The 18,638-nt window shown below is 68.6% G+C and carries 19 protein-coding genes and 2 tRNA genes; 10 read left to right on the forward strand and 11 right to left on the reverse strand.

The annotated features are described in order from the left end of the window. Positions 1 to 28: 28 nt before the first annotated feature. Together IF04_RS0112050 and IF04_RS0112055 are read right to left on the reverse strand one after the other, a co-directional pair. Positions 29 to 1,555, reverse strand: a complete 1,527-nt coding sequence (locus IF04_RS0112050; protein ID WP_030254648.1) for an ABC transporter substrate-binding protein — start codon at positions 1,553 to 1,555, stop codon at positions 29 to 31. Between the two features lie 168 nt (positions 1,556 to 1,723). Beyond that, positions 1,724 to 2,260: a GNAT family N-acetyltransferase gene (locus IF04_RS0112055; protein WP_030254651.1), complete on the reverse strand. Its 537-nt coding sequence runs from the start codon at positions 2,258 to 2,260 to the stop codon at positions 1,724 to 1,726. Positions 2,261 to 2,505: 245 nt separating this feature from the next. On the opposite strand from IF04_RS0112055, the gene IF04_RS0112060 reads away from it, so the two are divergent. Both IF04_RS0112060 and IF04_RS0112065 read left to right on the forward strand, forming a co-directional pair. Beyond that, a complete protein-coding gene (locus IF04_RS0112060; RefSeq protein WP_030254654.1) occupies positions 2,506 to 3,297 on the forward strand; it encodes a VOC family protein in 792 nt (263 codons plus the stop codon). A 570-nt stretch (positions 3,298 to 3,867) separates the two neighbouring features. Next, positions 3,868 to 4,512, forward strand: a complete 645-nt coding sequence (locus tag IF04_RS0112065) for a LysE family translocator (protein ID WP_030254657.1) — start codon at positions 3,868 to 3,870, stop codon at positions 4,510 to 4,512. A 477-nt stretch (positions 4,513 to 4,989) separates the two neighbouring features. Here IF04_RS0112065 and IF04_RS38680 read toward each other — a convergent pair. The 3 genes from IF04_RS38680 to IF04_RS35650 all read right to left on the reverse strand — a co-directional run bounded on the left by IF04_RS38680 (position 4,990) and on the right by IF04_RS35650 (position 7,381). Further along, positions 4,990 to 5,066: transfer RNA gene (locus IF04_RS38680), tRNA-OTHER, on the reverse strand. A 145-nt stretch (positions 5,067 to 5,211) separates the two neighbouring features. Next, complete coding sequence (locus tag IF04_RS0112070; protein ID WP_030254660.1) at positions 5,212 to 6,030, reverse strand: class I SAM-dependent methyltransferase; 819 nt, start codon at positions 6,028 to 6,030, stop codon at positions 5,212 to 5,214. A 1-nt stretch (position 6,031) separates the two neighbouring features. Then, positions 6,032 to 7,381: a helix-turn-helix domain-containing protein gene (locus tag IF04_RS35650; protein WP_037959130.1), complete on the reverse strand. Its 1,350-nt coding sequence runs from the start codon at positions 7,379 to 7,381 to the stop codon at positions 6,032 to 6,034. A gap of 216 nt (positions 7,382 to 7,597) precedes the next feature. On the opposite strand from IF04_RS35650, the gene IF04_RS39050 reads away from it, so the two are divergent. From IF04_RS39050 to IF04_RS37310, 5 genes are all read left to right on the forward strand, one after another. Then, on the forward strand, positions 7,598 to 7,921 hold the full coding sequence (locus IF04_RS39050; protein WP_030254666.1) for a hypothetical protein: 324 nt from the start codon (positions 7,598 to 7,600) through the stop codon (positions 7,919 to 7,921). Continuing rightward, positions 7,921 to 8,457: a hypothetical protein gene (locus IF04_RS0112085; RefSeq protein ID WP_245654374.1), complete on the forward strand. Its 537-nt coding sequence runs from the start codon at positions 7,921 to 7,923 to the stop codon at positions 8,455 to 8,457. The genes IF04_RS39050 and IF04_RS0112085 overlap by 1 nt, the downstream gene beginning before the upstream one ends. 44 nt (positions 8,458 to 8,501) lie before the next feature. Further along, positions 8,502 to 9,623, forward strand: a complete 1,122-nt coding sequence (locus tag IF04_RS0112090) for an adenosylhomocysteinase (protein WP_030254673.1) — start codon at positions 8,502 to 8,504, stop codon at positions 9,621 to 9,623. 8 nt (positions 9,624 to 9,631) lie between these two features. Then, the gene (locus IF04_RS0112095; RefSeq protein WP_030254676.1) at positions 9,632 to 10,174 is read left to right on the forward strand and encodes an NUDIX hydrolase; all 543 of its coding nucleotides are present in this window, start codon (positions 9,632 to 9,634) and stop codon (positions 10,172 to 10,174) included. A 167-nt stretch (positions 10,175 to 10,341) separates the two neighbouring features. Continuing rightward, positions 10,342 to 10,641, forward strand: a complete 300-nt coding sequence (locus IF04_RS37310; RefSeq protein WP_078600191.1) for a helix-turn-helix transcriptional regulator — start codon at positions 10,342 to 10,344, stop codon at positions 10,639 to 10,641. A 490-nt stretch (positions 10,642 to 11,131) separates the two neighbouring features. Here the strand turns inward: IF04_RS37310 and IF04_RS0112100 are convergent, their stop codons facing one another. From IF04_RS0112100 to IF04_RS0112120, 5 genes are all read right to left on the reverse strand, one after another. Beyond that, a complete protein-coding gene (locus IF04_RS0112100) occupies positions 11,132 to 11,467 on the reverse strand; it encodes a hypothetical protein (RefSeq protein ID WP_157847642.1) in 336 nt (111 codons plus the stop codon). Further along, a complete protein-coding gene (locus tag IF04_RS0112105; protein WP_030254683.1) occupies positions 11,464 to 12,405 on the reverse strand; it encodes a hypothetical protein in 942 nt (313 codons plus the stop codon). Before IF04_RS0112105 ends, IF04_RS0112100 begins: the two co-directional genes overlap by 4 nt. Before the next feature lie 93 nt (positions 12,406 to 12,498). After that, positions 12,499 to 13,833: an AAA family ATPase gene (locus tag IF04_RS0112110; protein WP_063829469.1), complete on the reverse strand. Its 1,335-nt coding sequence runs from the start codon at positions 13,831 to 13,833 to the stop codon at positions 12,499 to 12,501. Further along, on the reverse strand, positions 13,830 to 14,789 hold the full coding sequence (locus IF04_RS0112115) for a bifunctional DNA primase/polymerase (protein ID WP_078600193.1): 960 nt from the start codon (positions 14,787 to 14,789) through the stop codon (positions 13,830 to 13,832). Before IF04_RS0112115 ends, IF04_RS0112110 begins: the two co-directional genes overlap by 4 nt. Continuing rightward, complete coding sequence (locus tag IF04_RS0112120) at positions 14,786 to 14,992, reverse strand: helix-turn-helix transcriptional regulator (RefSeq protein WP_030254694.1); 207 nt, start codon at positions 14,990 to 14,992, stop codon at positions 14,786 to 14,788. The genes IF04_RS0112115 and IF04_RS0112120 overlap by 4 nt, the downstream gene beginning before the upstream one ends. Positions 14,993 to 15,111: 119 nt before the next feature. On the opposite strand from IF04_RS0112120, the gene IF04_RS37315 reads away from it, so the two are divergent. Then, positions 15,112 to 15,678 (forward strand): helix-turn-helix domain-containing protein, encoded by a 567-nt coding sequence (locus IF04_RS37315; protein WP_157847643.1) that lies wholly within the window; start codon positions 15,112 to 15,114, stop codon positions 15,676 to 15,678. A 46-nt stretch (positions 15,679 to 15,724) separates the two neighbouring features. Continuing rightward, on the forward strand, positions 15,725 to 16,867 hold the full coding sequence (locus tag IF04_RS0112130) for a tyrosine-type recombinase/integrase (RefSeq protein WP_063829472.1): 1,143 nt from the start codon (positions 15,725 to 15,727) through the stop codon (positions 16,865 to 16,867). Between the two features lie 91 nt (positions 16,868 to 16,958). On the opposite strand, the gene IF04_RS0112135 is transcribed toward IF04_RS0112130, so the two are convergent. Continuing rightward, positions 16,959 to 17,032 (reverse strand) — tRNA-Thr (locus tag IF04_RS0112135). A gap of 207 nt (positions 17,033 to 17,239) precedes the next feature. Here IF04_RS0112135 and IF04_RS0112140 point away from each other — a divergent pair. Then, positions 17,240 to 18,376 carry an ABC transporter ATP-binding protein gene (locus IF04_RS0112140; RefSeq protein ID WP_030254704.1) on the forward strand — a complete coding sequence of 379 codons (1,137 nt, stop codon included), beginning with the start codon at positions 17,240 to 17,242 and terminating at the stop codon, positions 18,374 to 18,376. Positions 18,377 to 18,638: the final 262 nt, after the last annotated feature.

Below are 18,638 nucleotides of genomic sequence, written 5' to 3' on the forward strand. Positions count from 1 at the left end.
CCAATACGGCTCATACCCCTCATACCACTCAGCGCCGCGTACCGGTGCCGACCAGCGTGCGCTCGTACGGGTCGAGGAGCACGCCCTCCACGGAGCTGCCGACGCCGGTGATGATCCGCTGGTGGACGAGCGGCACGACGGCGTCCGTGCCGAGGATCGCCGTCTCGGCGGCCGCCGCCGCGTCCTGCCGCTTCCCGATGTCGGCCGTGTCCTCGGCCTTCCGCACGGCGGCGTCGACCTTCTTGTCGCAGAGCTGAGCGAGGTTGTAGCTGCCGTCGCAGGTGTAGTCGCTGGCGAGGACGGAGACCGGGTCGCCCGTGTCGAGCATGGTGTTACGGGCGCCGACGAACGCGTCGAACTTCCCGGCCAGCGCGTCCCCCTCGATCCGCGAGGATTCGCGGACCTCCAGCTGCACCTTGAACCCGGCCTTCTGGAGCTGCTGCTTGAGCACCTGGGCGACCTCGGGCAGCTCGGGCCGGTTGTCGTACGTGCCGATGGTGATCGGCGTACCGTCGGCGCGCTTCGCCCCGGCCCGCCCGGCGGGCTTGCCGCGCTTGCCTTCCGCCCAGGTCATCGCAGGCCCGAAGACCCCCTCGCCCGGGTCGGCATGGCCCTCGTACACGTCCTTGGCGAGCGCCGAAGTGTCGATCGCCTTACGGGCCGCGGCGCGCAGCCCCGGGTCCTTGAAGGCCCCGGACCGCGTGTTGAGCTGCAGGCTCGTCGTGCGGGCGGTGGCGGTCTCGCGCCCGCTGCCCTTGTCCAGCGAGGCGGCCTGCGACACGGGTACCGCCTCGGCGATGTCCACATCACGTGTACGCAGCGCGTTGGTCCGGGCAGTCCCGTCGGCGATGAACTTCGCGTCGATACCGGACGCCTGGGCCCGGCCGCCCCAGTAGTCGTCGAAGCGGTCGAGGGTGGCCGCGGTGGCACCGGTGGTCTTCGTGAGCTCGAACGGCCCGGTCGCGGTACCGGCCGGACTGACCCGGCCGCCCTTGCTCCCCTTCCCCTCCTTCTCGTACGCCTTCGCGGAGAGCACGGCCAGCCCGGGGCTGGAGAGGCGCAGCGGCAGCGCGGGGTCGGGGTCGGCGGTGGTGATCCGGACCTGATCCTTGCCCACGGGCTCGGCGGTCAGCGTGACACCCGACAGTGCGGCCGTCACGGGCTCGGCCTTCGCGGCGTGGTCGAGGGCATTGGCGACGGCGGACGGCGTGACCCGCGTACCGTCCTGGAACTCCGCCTCGCGCAGCGTGAACAGCCAGCTGCGGTCGCTCTCCTTCTTCCAGGAGGCGGCGAGCGCGGGGGCCGCGGTGCCGTTGGCGTCGAGCTTGGTCAGGCCCTCGGTGACGCCGAGCCGGCTGAGCAGCGTGGCGTCGGCGCCGTACGGCGAGAAGTTCTCGGAGGGCGGGAAGGCGAGGGCGACCTTGAGCCGGGCACCGTCCGCCGACCCGTTCGAGGACGAGCCGTTCCCGGCGGCGAAACAGCCGGAGAGCAGGCCGGAGAACAGGGGTGCGACCAGCAGGCCGGCTATGAGCTGACGGCGGCGGACGGTGTGCATGGTCCTCGTTCTGGGGTGGGGTTCAGGGGAGCGGTGTGGGGTTCACGGCGTACGGCAGCCAAAGCCTATCCGGCAACCGTTTTCATTAAATCCGCGCGGTCACGGTGCGGAGCGCCGCGCGACCACGGGTACGGAGCGCCACGCGGCTCCGAGTTCTGGGCGTACGCCCTACACCCTCATCGCCACCTCGAAGTGCACGACCCGCGCCCCACCCGGCTCCTCCCGCTCATCAAGCACCGCTTTGCCCATCGAGCGCCAGAAGTCCTCGGCACCGGGCACCGCCGGGTCCGTATGCAAATAGACCGATCGGTATCCGCCGGCCGTCGCCGCGAAGTCGAGCAGCTCACCGACCAGCCGCCGGGCCAGCCCGCGCCGCCGGTGCTCGGCCCGCACGTACACCCGCCGCAGCTGCGCCGTCTCCCCCGAAGGAAACCGCTCGGCGATCCACGCCGGGTTGGGCGGATGCGCGGGCCCGCGCGAATCGAGCGCGGCGGTGGCAACAACGCCACCGCCCTCCTCCTCGTCCACGGCGACCAGCAGCGTATGCCGCTCGGGCCGCAGATAGGCGCCCTCCAGGTCGATGATGTCGCCGTGCCACTGCGGCACGTACCCCGTACCGAAGTCGCGATAGACGGTGTCGAGCATGACGGCACGCGCAGCGCCTATGTCGTCGCGGGTAGCCGTTCTGATGCCGTAATTACGCACTTGCACATCCTAGGCATTAAGCCGGAACGGGATACGGGGGGTGTGCGCAGGGCGCGCATCGCCCCCGGCCGCGTGGCGGGACCGACACCGTGGGCCCGAATGGCCACCACGAAAGTGCACACGCGGCGCACAGGTGCCTGACTGATATGGGCGCTGCACCCATGGAGGGCCGGGCGTCCGCTCAACGTCGCGCCCGCCGCTCCCCGCCCCCGGACGTCCCGCTCGCTCCCCCACGGAGGCCGCTCATGCCCAAAGTCACCGGTCCGTACGCCCCCGGCACCCCCTGCTGGGCCGACCTCACGGTCCCGGACCAGCAGGCCGCGCTCGACTTCTACCGTGACCTGTTCGGCTGGCAGGGCGAGATCGGCCCGCCCGAGACCGGTGGCTACGCCGTCTGCACACTGAACGGCGAACCGGTCGCCGGAATCATGGCGGCGATGAACCCGGACGGCAGCGTCCCCGACCCGATGCCGCCGGCCGCGTGGACCACCTATCTCGCCACCGCCGACGTGGACACCACCCAGAACGCGATCACGACCAACGGCGGCCAGGTGATCATGCCGGGCATGGACGTGCTCACACTCGGTCGCATGGCGGTCATCAGTGACCCCACGAACGCCGTCTTCGGCCTCTGGCAGGCCCGCGACTTCCCCGGCGCCGGGATCGTCAACGAGCCCGGCGCCATCATCTGGAACGAGCTCAACACCAGCGACCCCGACACCGCCTCGTCCTTCTACTCCACGACGGTGGGCCTCACCGCCGCCCCCATGGAGGGCGCACAGGACTACTACTCGCTCTCGGCGGACGGCCGCATGGTCGGCGGCATGCAGGACCTCGCCACCCTCGAGGACCTGCCCCCGGACGTGCCCTCGCACTGGCTGCCGTACTTCTCGGTCGACGACGCCGACAGCACGGTCGCCGCACTGGTCCGCTCCGGCGGCAACGTCCTCAAGCCCCCCTTCGACATGATGGCCGGCCGAATGGCCATCCTCCAGGACCCCCAAAACGCCACGTTCGCCATCATCAACACGTCCTGAGACCGGTCCGCGTACCTTCTTCCTCAGTCGCAGTCGGGCCTCAGCCGCAGTCGGGTCTCAGGCGCGACCGAGCCCCGGTGACTCGGTCGCCGGAACGGCTGGCCTGAGCGCGACTATCGGCATTCGTCGGCGGCTTCGAGCAGGAGGCGGCGCAATAGGTCTGCGCCGGCGGCCCACTGACCAGTGAGCAGCTACCCACCCTGCTCAGCCATCCCATGGACCAGTCCCTCCTCCAACGCACCGACACCCCTCGCAGGCCCCGCTATTCGATGCTGGACACGATCCGCGAGTACCGGTTGTGGGCGCGGCTACCACCTTCGGTCTTGCCTGAACGGCCATGGACGGCCATGAACGGCGCTGAATGAGACCGACATTGAGACGGAGGTGTCGGCTGTCGTTGATGTCGTCGGCGGGCTGAGAGTGGGGTGGTGCATGGAGGTACCGAGCGGCAGGGCCGTATCCTGCAGCAGGCGAGGCAGGCACTGCTGATGCGTCGCAGCCGTCCGTTGCAGCCGGGCGACTCCCCACTCCGGGTATCAGGTATCCGACGAACGACCAGGAGGTTGACCGGTGATCACTCTGGCCGCAGTCGGAGGAGTGGCACTGGTCGAACTGGGCATGGCCCTGACTCCAGGGCCGAACATGATCCACCTCGCCTCCCGCGCGATCACCCAAGGCCGCAGGGCGGGCCTGGTCAGCCTCAGCGGGACCGCCGTGGGATTCCTGTGCTATCTGCTGGCCGCGGCTGCGGGCCTGTCCGCATTGTTCGCCGCCGTGCCGGTGGCGTTCACGGCGGTCAAGCTCGCCGGGGCCGCCTACCTGGCCTACCTCGCCTGGGGCATGCTCAAGCCCGGCGGCCGCTCGCCCTTCACCCCGGCCCAGGACCTGCCTCCGGTCTCCGACGCCCGCCTGTTCTCGATGGGGCTGCTGACCAACCTGCTCAACCCCAAGATCGCTCTTATGTATGCCGCTCTACTGCCCCAGTTCCTTGACCCGCAGGCAGGCCCGGCCTGGGGGCAACTGCTCCAGCTCGGTGGTGTGCAGATCATCGTGGGCATCTCCGTGAACGCTCTGATCATGCTGGGCGCAGCACGGGTGTCCGGGTTTCTGACCGCCCGGCCCCGCGTCATGACCGCCCAGCGGTTCACGGCAGGCAGCCTGCTCGGTGTCTTCGCGCTGCGCACCGCCCTGTCCCGCACTCCCGTCTCCACTTGAGTCAGGCCCACGTGTCCGTAATCCCGGTCCTGCTGTGAGCGCCACACGGGGACGTTGATGGCACCCGCGGGATGCCGGAATCAACCCTGTCCAGTGCAGACCGCCCCAGCTTTCGTCCCGGACGCCGTCGACCCCCACACCGTGGAGCGCCCGCCCCTGGGCCGCGTCTGCTCGGCTCTGCCTGGGTGGACGGTCCGCGGGACGGAAACCCCACCACTTGTCACCACCCACGGCTTGCAGTCGGCGACAGTGCCCCGACGCTCCCGGTGCCGACCGATCCCCCGCCGGAGGCATCGTCTTGTGCCCGCGGATGACGCCCCGCCGTTGTCCGCTTGCACGTAGCGCGCCACCGGGCGCGGCCAGCCGGGGCGCAGAGTGGACCGGCTTCTGAACGTGTGGATGTCAAAGCGCCCCGGTCAGGCCCCTTCGAGGGCCCGACCGGGGCGTTTTCGCTGTTCAGCGCGCTCTCGCGCTCCGAGCCCCCTGTCGGATTCGAACCGACGACCTTCGCTTTACAAGATCTCTTAGGGCGTCTTCCTGACCTTCGGGAAGGCGCCCGCAGGCCGTTTGACCTGCGAAAACCTATCCCGTCCTGTCACTCGTTATCCCGAGGCTTCCCGGTCTCATCTGTACGGAATGTGTACCGGGTACGTACTGCGGAAGAGATCGTCACCGGCTCTCGGAGACGGTCAGCGTGCGTCATCGCGAGCAGACCAAGATGCCGCCGAGGCAGGAAATTTCGAACGCGCCGTGTCGATCGATGTGGTCCGTCAGGATCGCCCGAGCGCGATCGATGGTGGCATCGAACGGCACGTCGTGCTGATCGGCCCATGCTCGGTACGACTCCATGTGCGCGATCACCGGCCCGGGCGTACGCACGGCGATCGTGCCGGGCAGCTCTGTCGCCTCGATCTTGTGGAACTCGGCTCCGAGCAACGCCGGCGCCTTCTCCAACGAGAATCGAGCACTGAGCGATATGCGCGACGGCCCCCGGTCGACTCCCAGCACTTCGCCCGCAGCGCGTTCCCACAGCCGGTCGAGCTCTGCCTTGTCCCGGTCGCTGTTCGTAGAGGCGATCACGATGCCGTTGTCGGTGACGACTCGTCCGAGTTCCTTGATCGCTACGGGTATGTCCTGCACGTGGTAGAGCATGTGCAGCGCAAGAGCGGCGTTGACGCTTCCTGTGCGCAACGGGAGCCGCTCGGCGTCGGCCACGCCCACGGGGCGGGGAACTCCGTCGAGGATGCCGAGCGAGACGTCGAGCCCGAGCACACGCAGGTCGGGGCGATCTTGGTTCAGTCGACTGATGAACTTTCCGTTGCCGCACCCCACGTCGACGACCGTGCCGCTCACCTGCTGCAACCGGTCGACGATGATCCCCGGCAGGTCATAGCGCGGTGTCTGCCATTGGTAGAGCGACTGACGGGCAGCAAGGTCTCGCCCGGTGCTGTAGGCACTGCCGGTCAGGATGGCTCGGTTCGTCACAGCGGCGTCGTGCTCGGTGGGCAGGTCGGTCACGTCAGCGGCTCCGGTGGTCGGCGGCAGGCAGGGCGACGCGCTGGGTGGTGCTCCTGATGCGGTCGCTCAGGTGTGCCACTTGGGGAGCACCACGGTACTGCGCAGCGCTGAGTTCCTCGGCAAGATCGGACAACCGCGATCGGATGCTCGCTGAGAGCTGCCCGGGAGGGGTGCTGAGAACGAAACCGATCATGGCTTCGGTTGCATCGATCTCCCCCGCCACCATGTGACACCTCGCGAGATCGAGGTGTGCGGCATGCAGGTCGCCAACCGAACGATCATCGTCCGTGGTCGAGCGGTACAGGCCGACCGCGGCTTGTGCCGCCTCGATCGCCTGCTGCACATTGCGCGCTCCCCCTATGGCGAGATGGGTCGTGCCCGCATAGGCGAGCTGTTTCGCGTCCGGGAAACTGAACACGCCCGGCATCTCGTCCGGCTCGCACATGGCGTCGCGAGCCCGGGCGGCAGTCGCCAGAGCAGCCGCGGCCCCACGCTGATCGCCGGCCACAGCGAGCGCTCTCGCTTCCAGACTCGCCAGCCTCACGCCGATGCTCCCGGGCGCCGCGTACTGCTGCCCAGACTGGGCCAGCTCCGCGGCTCGTCGCGGGTCGCCGTTCCAAAAGGTGATCAGCGACTCGACTCCCCGCACCCATCCCCTGAGCCCGTTGTGCCCTGCTGCATCAGCACATGCCCACGCGGTACGAGCATGGGTCATCGCTGATTCGTAGTCGCCCATGTCGAGGCACACGTGCGCCGACAAGCCACACAAGCGCCCTGCCGTTACGTACAGGTCGGTGGTCTGCCGCGGGCGCTGGCGCCCTCTCAGGAGATCGAAGGTCTCGTTCCGCAGGCTGTGAATCCCGGCGTACAGCTCGGACAGCGGCCGGCTGACGAAGTGCCGGGCCAGCGACGCGACCTCGGCGTCGAGCTGCTCGACTGCGTGCTCGTCCGTGTTGCGCGCAGCGATGAACCGCGCGAACTGCGCAGATGCGGCAGCGTCCGCAGCTAAGACGTGACGAGAGGGGGGAAGGACCGCCACAGCCGCGGCCGCGGAATCACCGGCATCGCTGCCCAGCAAGGCCACGCTCGAAGTCTGCGCTTCCTTCCTACGTCGCTTCGTGACGGCAGCGGCGCGATCCAGTACGAGAGAGTCGATACCGAACACCTCAGCTAGGTGCCCGCGGGTACGCGGCGTAGGGGTTCGACTCTCACGCTCGTATCGGCCGATCTCCTTGCCCGTCATCACGGACCGACCCTCAACTTCGTTGTAGCGGTCCGCCACCTGCTGCTGTGACCAGTCGAGGTCTGCCCGCAGCCGCGCAAGGCATTCGCCGATGCCGATTTCGCTCATCTTGGCTCCCTTGCCGCGCTCCTGGCCCCCATCTTGGCCCCCTATTTGGCCCCCGTGCAGGCTCCCGACCGGAACGAGACACGGCTGTTTCCTGGTGCCATGCCGTCACAGGACAGCGGCGAAGCGTCTTCGGCACAGCTCTGAGCACAGACAGCAGGGGCCGAGTCGCGATCGCCGTAGCGCGCTGGCGGCCCGGAGCTAGTGAGGAGCGTCGACATGCCGCCATGTTTCGCCCGAATCTTCGATCACCTTCTGCGCCTGTTTCTGCCTGCGCCCGGCCGCCACAGGGGGAACGAAGTCCGCCCCTCAATCAGCCGCGGCGACGAGCCGACCATCCCCCTGCCGCGGGTGGCCCGCGTCGACGCGTCACCGACACTGACGGGGGCCGACGTAGCGCTCGTCCGCCCGTACGTGGTCGCCAGCGAACTGCGGCGGAAAGAGGAGCGCCAGCAGTGGCAGCGCCGGCGCGCGCTGTGGCTCGCGGTGCACGGCGTCGATATCGGGCCGCGTCGGATTCACGGAGTCGAGGTGACGGTGTGATGGCCGGAACCCCGTCGCTGCCGCAAGGGGCACCGAAGAGTCTCGTGCAACGAACGATGCTCGCCGACGTCCCATCCGAGCCGGAGTCGTTCGCCCCTCTCGAATGGCTGCGTCAGACCGGTACGGACATGGCGGCTGCACAAGAGGCGTGGGCGGATCACAGGCTTGCCGAGGCACCCGCCGGCGTTGCCTGGGACGTCGTACGACTCACACACGGTGTCGGATGGGAGACGCTTCGGCACCTGCACACGATGCAGGCGCCCCTCGGCCCCGTCCTGCACACGAGCGACGGCGTCGAGTTCCTCGTCGCCGTTGGGGCCGCGGACGACTGGGATCTCCCCGACACCACTGTGATTCCCGCCGGCGAGATCGTCCTGCTGCCGCACCCCGTCGTCATCGCGCCGAACACCTGCCATGCCCGGACATGGATCACCGCTCCGAGGCACGACGTCGGGCTCACCGATGCCGCTGATCTGTACGGCGCGTACGCCGCAGCGCTTGCCAGCCTCGATGCGGCGTACGGCCGTCGGCGCTGACCCCGATCAAGGAACCGCACCACTTCACACAAAGGAAGTGAACCGTGGAACAGTTCGAGCGTGCCAGCCTCGACGCCTACTTTCAGCGAATCGCCGCGGAGTTCGCCCCCGCCGAACGCCCCGCGTCGTTCCTGATCACTCACCTGCTGTCGGAGCGTCCGAGCTTCGTACAGGCCGTAGCGCAGCAGACAACCTTGCGCGCTGTACTCCCGAAACCGAAGTCGATCGACGCCGGGGCACGGCGAGAGGTCGAGCGATCGGTGCAGTGCGACCCCCTCTCGCGCGACACCTTCGAGGACCCCGAGCTGACCGTCGACTACGTCGAGGCGCGCGCCGCCGGGCACGCGGTCGTGCTGCTCGACGTGGGTGGGTACTTCGCCCCGACCCTCGACGCTCTGTGCGACCGGTTCTCGGGCCGCATCCTGGGCGTGGTCGAGGACACCGAGAACGGCCACAAGAGATACGCCGAGTGCGAGAAGCTGCCGTGCCCAGTGGTCTCGGTCGCCCGTTCCCCGCTCAAGGACCCCGAGGACTTCCTCGTGGGGCAGTCGGTCGTGTTCTCGGCCGAGGCTCTGATGCGCTCCCGGAGCGATATCCTGCACGGCCGCCCGGCCCTCGTCATCGGCTTCGGCAAGCTGGGCAGCTCGATCGCGCGGCTGCTGCACGCGAAGGGGGTACAGGTCACTGTCTACGACATTGACCCTGTGCGCCGCACGCAGGCCCTCTCACAGGGATTCACGGTTGCCCGCGACCGTGACGCCGCCCTCAATGGGGCCGGACTCGTGCTGTGCGCGACGGGCTCGGTGTCGCTCCGGGGTGAGGACTTCCCCCGACTGCGCAACGGCGCGTACGTCGCGACGGTCACCTCATCCGAGGACGAGCTCGACCTCGACTCGTTGCCCACCATCTACCAGCGCACGCCTGCCGGCGAGCACGTCACGCGCTACCAGACGACCGGGCACTACTTCTATCTGCTCAACGGCGGCAACGCCGTCAACTTCCTGCACGGCGCGAGCGTGGGGCCGTTCATCTACCTCGTTCAGGCGGAGATCCTCGCCGGAGTTCGAATGCTCGCCCGCGGCGATCTCGGCCCCGGTATGCATGAGGTCCCCGCGAGCGATCGCACGACCGTCGCAGCAACGTGGCTCAACTACTTCAACCGGTAAGGAGAATCATGCCGATCACTGCACAGCATGTACGCGGGACCCTCGACGCCTACCTCGACCGGCACCCGGACGACAAGGGCTCGCTCACTGTCCTCTCTGATGTGCTCAACGAGGCAGGCGACTCGATCACTTCGCGCAAGGAGTTCCGCGGCCACGTCACGGCCGGCGCCATTCTGCTGCGCCCGGACGGCTGTGTGCTCACCATCGAACACCGTGCGCTCGCGAAATGGCTGCTGCCCGGCGGCCACGTCGAGCCCGGCGACGAGACGCTGCTCGGCGCCGCGCTGCGGGAGCTGACGGAAGAGACCGGTATCACCGCTGCGCACGTGCAGGCGGCGAGCCCGGTTCCGCTGCACATCGACGCACATCAGATCCCGGCGAACGACGCGAAGGGGGAACCGGCGCACCTGCACTTCGACTTCCGGTTCCTCTGCCGCACGACCGTCAACGACGTGGCGTTGCAGGAAGAGGAAGTGACGGCCTACTCGTGGCAGCCGGCGGACATGCTGACCGCCGAGCCGCTACGCGGTCGGGTGCTGGCTTCCCTCTGACCGTCTACCGGTGACCCCCGAAACAGGGGCGCTCGGCGGTGGCGCAATCCCGCCGGGCGCCCCGATTGGCGCCGAGCCGCGCTTTCGCGGCATTGAAAGGCGAAGCATTTTTCCGGCATCGTGTTGCTGTTGTCGCAACCGCTGCCCGGCCGAAAGACCCCAACACGATGGATCAGCAGAGCCAGCAATGGTCCTTCTTGAGCAAGCACACACGGGTGCTCTGGGCCGTCGCCTCGACTCCGAACGTCCGATTGCGCGATCTCGCGGCCGTGTGCAACATCACCGAGCGCACTGCCCAACACATTGTCGCTGACCTCGAACAGGCCGGGTATCTCGACCGAGAACGAGTTGGCCGGCGCAGTCGGTACACGGTCCATCCCGACCAGCCCCTCAGACACCCAGCAGAGGCCGGGCTGCTCGTTCGAGACCTCCTGGCCCTGCGACCGGCCGTTGAGGGTGGGGGGTGACTCTCCTCCCCGGCCGGTCAGAGCCCCGGGAGGAGCTGCGGCGAACGTTCTGTACGGATCTGGGGGATCGCCGCTCAGCGGCCTCGGCACGGCCGTCGGTGGCCTTCCTGACGGCTTGTCGACGACGAGCCAGGGTGATTCGCTACCCGCTCCGGGAGGACGGCGCACAGCTCGTCGGCGTGTCGCCGTATCAAGTTTCCGCGGGTGAGCGCGCTGTATCCGTTACGCGCGACACGCCGAAGCGCTACGCGCCCGCCTGCGCTCGCTCTCCCTCGCGAGACGCCTTGAGCCGTGCACGGCCACGGGAGACCTCGCCGAACGCTGGCATGGAGGCACCGTGCGGAAACTCGCGAGTTTCATACGTGGGGAGCGCCGCAGCACCTCCCGGGGCGTCGGTCCCCCACCCCCCCGGGAGGTACCCGCCAGGGGACAAAAGAGCGCCCCGCCAGTGAGCTGACGGGGCGCAGGATGGCTGTGAAGCCGGAGAGGGTCAGGCCGCTGGTGGCCCGAAGGGGTCGACGCCGTGCTGTCGGGTGCCGGGCTGTACGTCGTTGAGCGGGTCGTGCGGCTTGCTCTCGGAGGCAGCGGTGTACCACTCGTCGAGCTTGGCTCTGGCGGCGCGGCCCCGTGTGCCGCCGGTCCGGCCGATGTGGGCCAGGCGGCCGCGGTTCATCGGGGTGTCGTCGAGGGCGGCGAACTCGTCGACGGCGGTGCTGGTGTCGGTGTCGTTCCCGAACATCCTTCGGTACAGCTTGCGGCCGGCTTCGACGCCACCACTCTTGTGCCGTTCCCTGGTCATGACGCGGTCCTCCTGTCGCGTGCTCACGCTTCGATCTTCTGGAACTCGGTCCACTCGGAACCGTCGCCGCCCTTGTATCGGGTCGGCTTATAGATCGGCTCCCCGCTCCGGTCTTTTTGGGACTCGCCGCCGCGCGCCACGGCGTCCGCGCGCTGCTCGGCGTACGCCTCTCGGAGCTCGCCGAGGGTGGGCAGCCAAAGACGAACGCCGGGGGTGGTGAGTAGCCACATGAGCCATTCGCGGTCGTGCCGCACGTCGAAGGGGCGCTGCGGATAGGGCACCGGCCACGGGGCGCGGATGTCCTGCCCGTCGCGGCGTTCCGGCGTGTACTCGGGCCAGACCTCCGTGACGTTGGCGATCTCGGACCAGACCGGCAGGACGGACGCGAGTGCGAGATGCCTGGCGCCAATTTCGATGCTTTCTCCGCCGTTGTTCGCGGCCCGGGTGAGCGCGTCCTGCGCAGCCCGGATGCGCTTGTACCGATCGGCGAGCGCGTTGAACTGGGACCATGCGGCAACTGCCTTGGGGCCGTGGTCGATGGCGGTCTGTGCGTCGTGCACACTGCGGAGCGTCTCGGCCATCGGTCGAGCCTCGGCGAGCAACTCGTCGAGGACGCCGCGCAGGGCAGTCAAGGCGGTGTCGGCGCCGGCGTGCAGGGCCTGTTCCCGCTTGTGCTTGAGACGGTCCGCCACGCTGAGCAGGAGTTGCAGTTCGGCTTGGGTGAACTGGGCTGCCTGCCGTGTCTCCCATGCGCGCCGGCCAAGGTCCTTCGGCATCGACTCGCCCTTGTCGAGCGCGGCGAGCGTCTCGCCGACGAGGTCGGGCTGTGGGGTGCTGCCCGGGTTACGCAGGTCGGCGATCCGCTGCTGAACCTCGGCCTCGCCAGTCTGCACCTTCCGGAAGGCGGGGATGGCGTCGAGGGCGATTTCGAGGGGGTCGCGCTCGGTTTCGGTGATTGTGGGCATGGTGGTTCCTTTCGTGGTCAGGCCGCGCGGGGCGGCTCGTCGGTGTCGGCGCGGTACGCGCCGCATGGTCGGGGCCGGTGAGTGGCCGCGGCATCACGCCGCCCTGCGCCGGCATTGGGGGTGCGTGGTCATGCCCGGGTGGGCGCGGTCCATGGGCTGGCCGCACTGGTCACAGAAGCCGATATCGAGCGTTTCGCCGATCACGTTGTGTGACGACTCGTCGGGCAGTCGGGTCACTGAACCGTCAGTCGGTTCAGTCGGTTCAGCTCCCTGGGGGGTGGACTGACTGAACCGACTGCGGTCCGACTGGGGGTTTTGGGGGTGTCGCCATACCGTGCCGCCACCGAACCCTTGACGCTCCGTAATCGTCACCTTGGCCTTGGACCGGGCCCGCTTGATCGTGGATTCCGAGAAACTGTGTGCCTTCGCCGCCTTCATCACATCGGCCCGCGCCGCTTCGCCGCCCTGGTCCGTCAGGTACCCGAGCAGCCACGTCACGGCCTCGGCGCGCTCGCCCGCCTCGTCGGCGTCGAGCGACGCTGACAGCGTGTCCTCGACGCTGCGGTCGGATACGCCGGTGAAGAAGATGTGGCCAACGTTCGCCGTGCCCTTGGGGGTGGACACGTCGCGCCCTTCGATGCGGTAGGCGAGCGAAGGCAGGTCGAGACGACCGAGGCTGTTCTTGGTCTGCGTCATGATCTGCTCGTCCCCTTCGCGGTCGCGGGCGAAGGCGAGTACGGCGCGGGCAAGATCCTTGAAGGCGCCCGAGCCGGAGATGAGCTGTGATGCGTCGGTGCCGCTGCCCTTGTTGAAGTGGGCAATGCCGAGTGTGAGCGCGGTCGTGCGCTCGGCCATGCGAACGAGCGGTTCGAGTGCCTGCCGTACGTCCTGCGTGCGGTGTGCGTCAGTGCTGCTGCCGAGTGTCGACATGAGCGGGTCCACGATGAGCGCGGCGACGTCGTGCTCGGCAATGGCTTCTTCGATCAGGGTGACGTCGAGCGGTAGTGAGATCATCACTTCCCCGCGTAGGACGTCCTCGACGTCGACGCGAAACACCCGGGTGAGGTCGGCGCCGGCCGCGATGAGCCGCGGTACGAGCGTGCGCGACCACGAGTCCTCGACGGCTGCGTACAGGACGTTGCGCGGCTGACCGTAGAACATGCCCGGTAGCTCTCCGCGGGAGAGCCGTGCGGACAGCCAGATGCCGAACGACGACTTCCCCGTGCCTTCGCGGCCCGCAGCGAGCGTGAGCGCTCCGCCAGGGATGCGCCCTTGCCCGTCGGGCTCCCATGCCCAGATGACCGGCTCAGGCTCGATCTCCGAGGCGCGGGTGAGCTTGAGCCGACGGGTAGGCATCTCCGGCTCGTCGTCGGCCGAGCCGTTGAGCCCGTAGCGCGTCGAGATATCCCGTGCTTGTTCTGCGGTCATCGGGCGTTCCTCGACTTGTACGCGGACTCGATCGTGTGTCGGGCCTCGGACTCGCTCAGGCCGATAAGGGCGGCTGCCTCGGCCATGGCGCCCGTGATTGCCTGCGGGGCGATTCCGCGCTGTCTGCCCTCCTTGAAAGCCGTCTGTGCGGCCCAGTACAGGCGTTCGTTTCGCTGCCCCTCGCGGGAGTCGAGCACGTACTTGACCAGTCCGGTTAGAGCGGCCGAGCGGGTACGGCCGACCGTGACCGTGCGCCGGGGTAGGGGCGCGGGCACGATGAGGTCGAGCAGCGCAGTCGGGATCGGCGCGACGGGGTGCGGCTCGGCGAACCGGTAGACGCCCCTGGACGTCCATGACCCCGGGCCGACGAGGTACCCGCCGTACCCGCGCACGTCGATGCCGGGGCCGAGCTTGCCCGCGCTGTTGGGCACCCGAGCGTCGGCCGGGCCGGTGAACCACAGGTGCCAGCCGCCGGACGGAGTCGCGATTGCGGTCGTCGGCTCGATGGTGAACCCGTGCTCGTCGGCGAGAGCACGCAGCGAGGCGACACCGTCGACGCCGTTCTTCCGGTCGAGGTCGACGCCGAGCAGCGGAAGCGGGCCGCGCCCGCACGCGATGCCGTATCCAGTGGCGTGCGGGGCAGTGGCGAACAGTTCGGCGAGCCGCTGCTCGTCGTCGGTGGCGTCGTGCACGCCGTGCCCTGGGCGCCCACATTCGCCGCGGCACTTGGGGGTGCCGGGCGGGTCGTCGCGGTGGGGCGAGCGAATCGCCGGCAACTTCGCCCGCCCGATGGGAAAGACGTGCCAGCCGCGCCGTATCGCCTCTGTCGCGTCGGCGAGTGCCTGCCGCCACACGGGGCCGTGTGGCACGATGTTGGGTGACTCGCCCGCCAGGTAGTCACTTGCCCCCGCGACCTGTTCCCGCAGGCCGGGGGTGCTTTCGTTTTCTGCGGTCATGCCGCCGCGCCTCCGACCTGCACAGTCTGCGCAGTGAGCCAAGCCTCGATGGCGCTGCGGCGGTACATGATCCGACCGGCCCGGCTCGACGTCGTCTTGATGTACGCAGGTCCGGAGCCCATCCATCGCCAGTTGGCGAGGGTCTGCCGGCTGAACCCGTATTGGGCCTGCACCTGCTTGGGAGTGAGAAGTTCGTCAGTCACTTTCCCGCCTCGGATGAGTTGCTTTGCGACTCGACTGCGCCTACATTCGACGCATGCAAAGGACAGTAACACTCCATCCGGAGCGAGTGAAGATCCGCCCAGTGCCTAAGCTGAGCGGCATGACTCAGCCCTCCCGGACGCCCACGCAGATCACCGACCCGACCGGCCGCACCGTTGCCGCCAACGTGCGACGAGTACGAGAAGCACGCGGTCTGTCCACGTATGAACTCGCGCGCAAGTTGAAGGACGCGGGTCGCCCCGTCTCACCGTCCGCTCTCGCCAAGATCGAGCGGGGAGAGCGCCGGGTAGATGTTGGTGACCTCATGGCACTTGCGGTCGCGCTCAACATCTCGCCGTCCGGGTTGCTCCTGCCGGTCGACACTGAACCGCTCGCAGACGTCGAGATCACGGGGAGTCGCACCGTTCGCGCACTCGATGCGTGGGAATGGATCGATGGCCAAGGCCCGCTTCACGATCCGCCGGCCGGAGTGCGAGCAGCCTACGAAGCGCGCATGACGTACCGGCTTCACGGCCGCCCGCACTGGCTCGTCGACCTGGAAGACCAGGAAGAGGGAGGCACCGAAGGCCGCAACCGCGCTGCCCGCCTGATGCGTGCCGCAGGCATCGAGCGCGTCGAGGGAACGAACCGATACCGGCTGCCAAAGAGGGACGAGTCCGATGGCTAGGGTCTGGATCGAGGACCGCGCCAACCACGCCGACTATCAACAGGCCGTGGAAAAGTGGCAGGCGGCGAAGCGTGAGGGCAGTAAGCGGCAGCCGCCGGGCCGGTGGCGAGTGCGGTGGTACGGGCCGGACGGCAAGCCGAAGGCGAAGACGTTCGGCAAGTTGCCGCAAGCCGAGGCGGAAAAGAACGCGATCACACAGCGGCTCGACAGAGGCTCGTACCGTGACCCGCAGTCCGCTAAGGCTGCGTTCGCGGTCGTCGCCGAGGAGTGGCACGGCTCGCTGCGGAAGCAGGGACGTCGCACCAAGGCCGACTACCGCGAGGTGCTCGACAGTTACGTGCTGCCCCGCTGGAAGGATTGGCAGGTCGGCGCGATTCGGTGGGAAGACGTTTCCGAGTGGATCGACGAGCTGTGCAAGGGGCCGGGGTTGTCCGGCCGGGCGCTCGGCCCTGCCCGCGTCACGAAGATCTATCGCGTGTTCTCCGCGGTGATGAAGCGTGCGGTCGTCTCCGGGCGGATCGCTGCGAGTCCGGCGGCCGGTCACGAGCTGCCGCAGCGCACGGACGACGATGATCACATCTACCTGTCGCACGACCAGGTCGAGGCGCTCGCCGCGGCCGCCGGCGAACACCGGCTCTTGGTGCTCGTCCTCGCGTACTGCGGCATCCGCTGGAGTGAGGCGGCCGCGATAAAGGCCGGCCGCGTCCAGGGCGAAGCGAGGCGCATACGAATCGTGCAGTCGTACAGCGACGTGAAGGGCGCGCTCGAACTCGGGCCTGTGAAGAACCACGAAAAGCGCTCGGTGCCGCTCCCCCGGTCGTTCGCCGCCGAGCTGCACGAGCAGGTGAAGGACTACCGACCGGACCGGCTCGTGTTCACTGCGCCCGAGGGTGGGCCGCTCCGGTACTCCAATTTCCGGTCCCGGTTCTTCGATCCGGCCGTGAAGGCTGCCGGCCTCGGCGAACTCGGGGTCACGCCGCACAAGCTGCGGCACACTGCGGCATCGCTCGCCATAGCGGCCGGCGCCGACGTGAAGGTCGTACAGCTCATGCTCGGGCACAAGTCGGCAGCGATGACGCTCGACGTGTACGGGCACCTGTGGCCGGACCGGCTCGACGAGGTGGCGGACGCACTCGACGTCGGCCGCGCCGCCGCACTCGGGCGGATCGGTTCGCCGATCGCCGCCTGACGCCGTGTGTACGAAATGTGTACCGCGGGGCGGATCACCGCCCCGGGTAACAGCGCTCCAATCGGCCTGTGACCTGCATCGGAGCTTGTAGAGCCCCCTGTCGGATTCGAACCGACGACCTTCGCTTTACAAGAGCGGTGCTCTGGCCAGCTGAGCTAAGGAGGCGTGTCTGGTGAAGTGTACCCAGGGCTGCAGGTTACCTGGGCGGAGAATTTTAGTGATGTCCGGGCTACTGACACCGGGTGCCGGTGCCGGTACCGTCCCTGGCAGCCCGTGTGCAGTGGACTACACCACGTCGCACACCGGGCTGCCCCATTCATTCCTTTACTCGGATCGTCCGGCACGTTCCTGCCGGTGAAGGGACACATCACCATGGCTACGGTCACGTACGACCAGGCAACCCGCATCTACCCGGGTTCCGACAAGCCCGCCGTCGATCAGCTCGACATCCAGATCGAGGACGGGGAGTTCCTCGTCCTGGTCGGGCCGTCCGGGTGCGGCAAGTCCACCTCCCTGCGGATGCTCGCGGGCCTGGAGGACGTCAACGGCGGCGCGATCCGGATCGGGGACCGCGACGTCACGCACCTTCCGCCCAAGGACCGGGACATCGCCATGGTGTTCCAGAACTACGCGCTGTACCCGCACATGACGGTCGCGGACAACATGGGCTTCGCGCTCAAGATCGCCGGCGTGAACAAGGCCGAGATCCGGCAGAAGGTCGAGGACGCGGCGAAGATCCTGGACCTGACCGAGTACCTGGGACGGAAGCCCAAGGCGCTGTCCGGTGGTCAGCGGCAGCGTGTGGCGATGGGCCGCGCGATCGTGCGTGAGCCGCAGGTGTTCCTCATGGACGAGCCGCTGTCGAACCTGGACGCGAAGCTGCGTGTGCAGACGCGTACGCAGATCGCGGGGCTGCAGCGCCGCCTCGGGATCACGACCGTGTACGTCACGCACGACCAGGTCGAGGCCATGACGATGGGCGACCGGGTGGCCGTGCTCAAGGACGGGTTGCTGCAGCAGATCGACTCGCCGCGGAACATGTACGACCGGCCGGCGAACCTGTTCGTGGCGGGGTTCATCGGGTCGCCCGCGATGAATCTGGTGGAAGTCCCCATCACGGATGGCGGGGTGAAGTTCGGAAACAGTGTCGTGCCGGTCAGCCGGGAGGCGCTGAGCGCGGCGGCGGACAAGGGCGACCGTACGGTCACGGTCGGCGTGCGGCCCGAGCACTTCGACATCGTGGAGCAGAACGGCAGCGCGGCGAAGACGCTGGCCAAGGAGGCCGCGGACGCGCCTGCGGGGCTCGCCGTGACGGTCAACGTCGTCGAGGAGCTGGGCGCGGACGGGTACGTGTACGGCACCGCCGAGGTCGGCGGCGAGGTCAAGGACCTGGTCGTCCGCGTCAACGGCCGGCAGGTGCCGGAGAAGGGCTCGCAGGTGCACGTCGTGCCGCGGCCGGGCGAGACGCACGTCTTCTCCACGTCGACGGGCGAGCGGCTCAGCGACTGAGGCGCGAAGGCCGGGGACGCCCGGGAGGCCCCAGAGCCTCGGGGGCCGGAAGGTCCGGGGCCGGGAGGCCCGGGGGTCGGAAGGTCCCGGAGCGGCACATACCCCCGCGTCAGTCGCGTGAGCATGTTGTAGGTGCCCGGAACGGGTGAGTTTTGGCGGCGGGCGGGGTGGCCTTCCTTGTGGAGGGCCGCCTCGGCCGCCGTTTTCGCAGTTCTGCCCACTGGTTCAGGGGGACGCGAACTCCGTGCGGTACGGGCGGTTT

The sequence above is a fragment of the Streptomyces violens genome (assembly GCF_000717745.1).
Lineage (GTDB): Bacteria > Actinomycetota > Actinomycetes > Streptomycetales > Streptomycetaceae > Streptomyces > Streptomyces violens.

Bases quoted from the DNA above. Each gene is read 5' to 3' on its own strand.
- IF04_RS37315 (WP_157847643.1), top strand. From the start codon at position 15,112: ATGACTCAGCCCTCCCGGACGCCCACGCAGATCACCGACCCGACCGGC.
- IF04_RS0112060 (WP_030254654.1), top strand. From the start codon at position 2,506: ATGCCCAAAGTCACCGGTCCGTACGCCCCCGGCACCCCCTGCTGGGCC.
- IF04_RS37310 (WP_078600191.1), top strand. From the start codon at position 10,342: ATGGATCAGCAGAGCCAGCAATGGTCCTTCTTGAGCAAGCACACACGG.
- IF04_RS0112115 (WP_078600193.1), bottom strand. From the start codon at position 14,789: ATGACCGCAGAAAACGAAAGCACCCCCGGCCTGCGGGAACAGGTCGCG.
- IF04_RS0112140 (WP_030254704.1), top strand. From the start codon at position 17,240: ATGGCTACGGTCACGTACGACCAGGCAACCCGCATCTACCCGGGTTCC.
- IF04_RS0112085 (WP_245654374.1), top strand. From the start codon at position 7,921: ATGGCCGGAACCCCGTCGCTGCCGCAAGGGGCACCGAAGAGTCTCGTG.
- IF04_RS0112050 (WP_030254648.1), bottom strand. From the start codon at position 1,555: ATGCACACCGTCCGCCGCCGTCAGCTCATAGCCGGCCTGCTGGTCGCA.
- IF04_RS0112105 (WP_030254683.1), bottom strand. From the start codon at position 12,405: ATGCCCACAATCACCGAAACCGAGCGCGACCCCCTCGAAATCGCCCTC.
- IF04_RS35650 (WP_037959130.1), bottom strand. From the start codon at position 7,381: ATGAGCGAAATCGGCATCGGCGAATGCCTTGCGCGGCTGCGGGCAGAC.
- IF04_RS0112095 (WP_030254676.1), top strand. From the start codon at position 9,632: ATGCCGATCACTGCACAGCATGTACGCGGGACCCTCGACGCCTACCTC.
- IF04_RS39050 (WP_030254666.1), top strand. From the start codon at position 7,598: ATGCCGCCATGTTTCGCCCGAATCTTCGATCACCTTCTGCGCCTGTTT.
- IF04_RS0112110 (WP_063829469.1), bottom strand. From the start codon at position 13,833: ATGACCGCAGAACAAGCACGGGATATCTCGACGCGCTACGGGCTCAAC.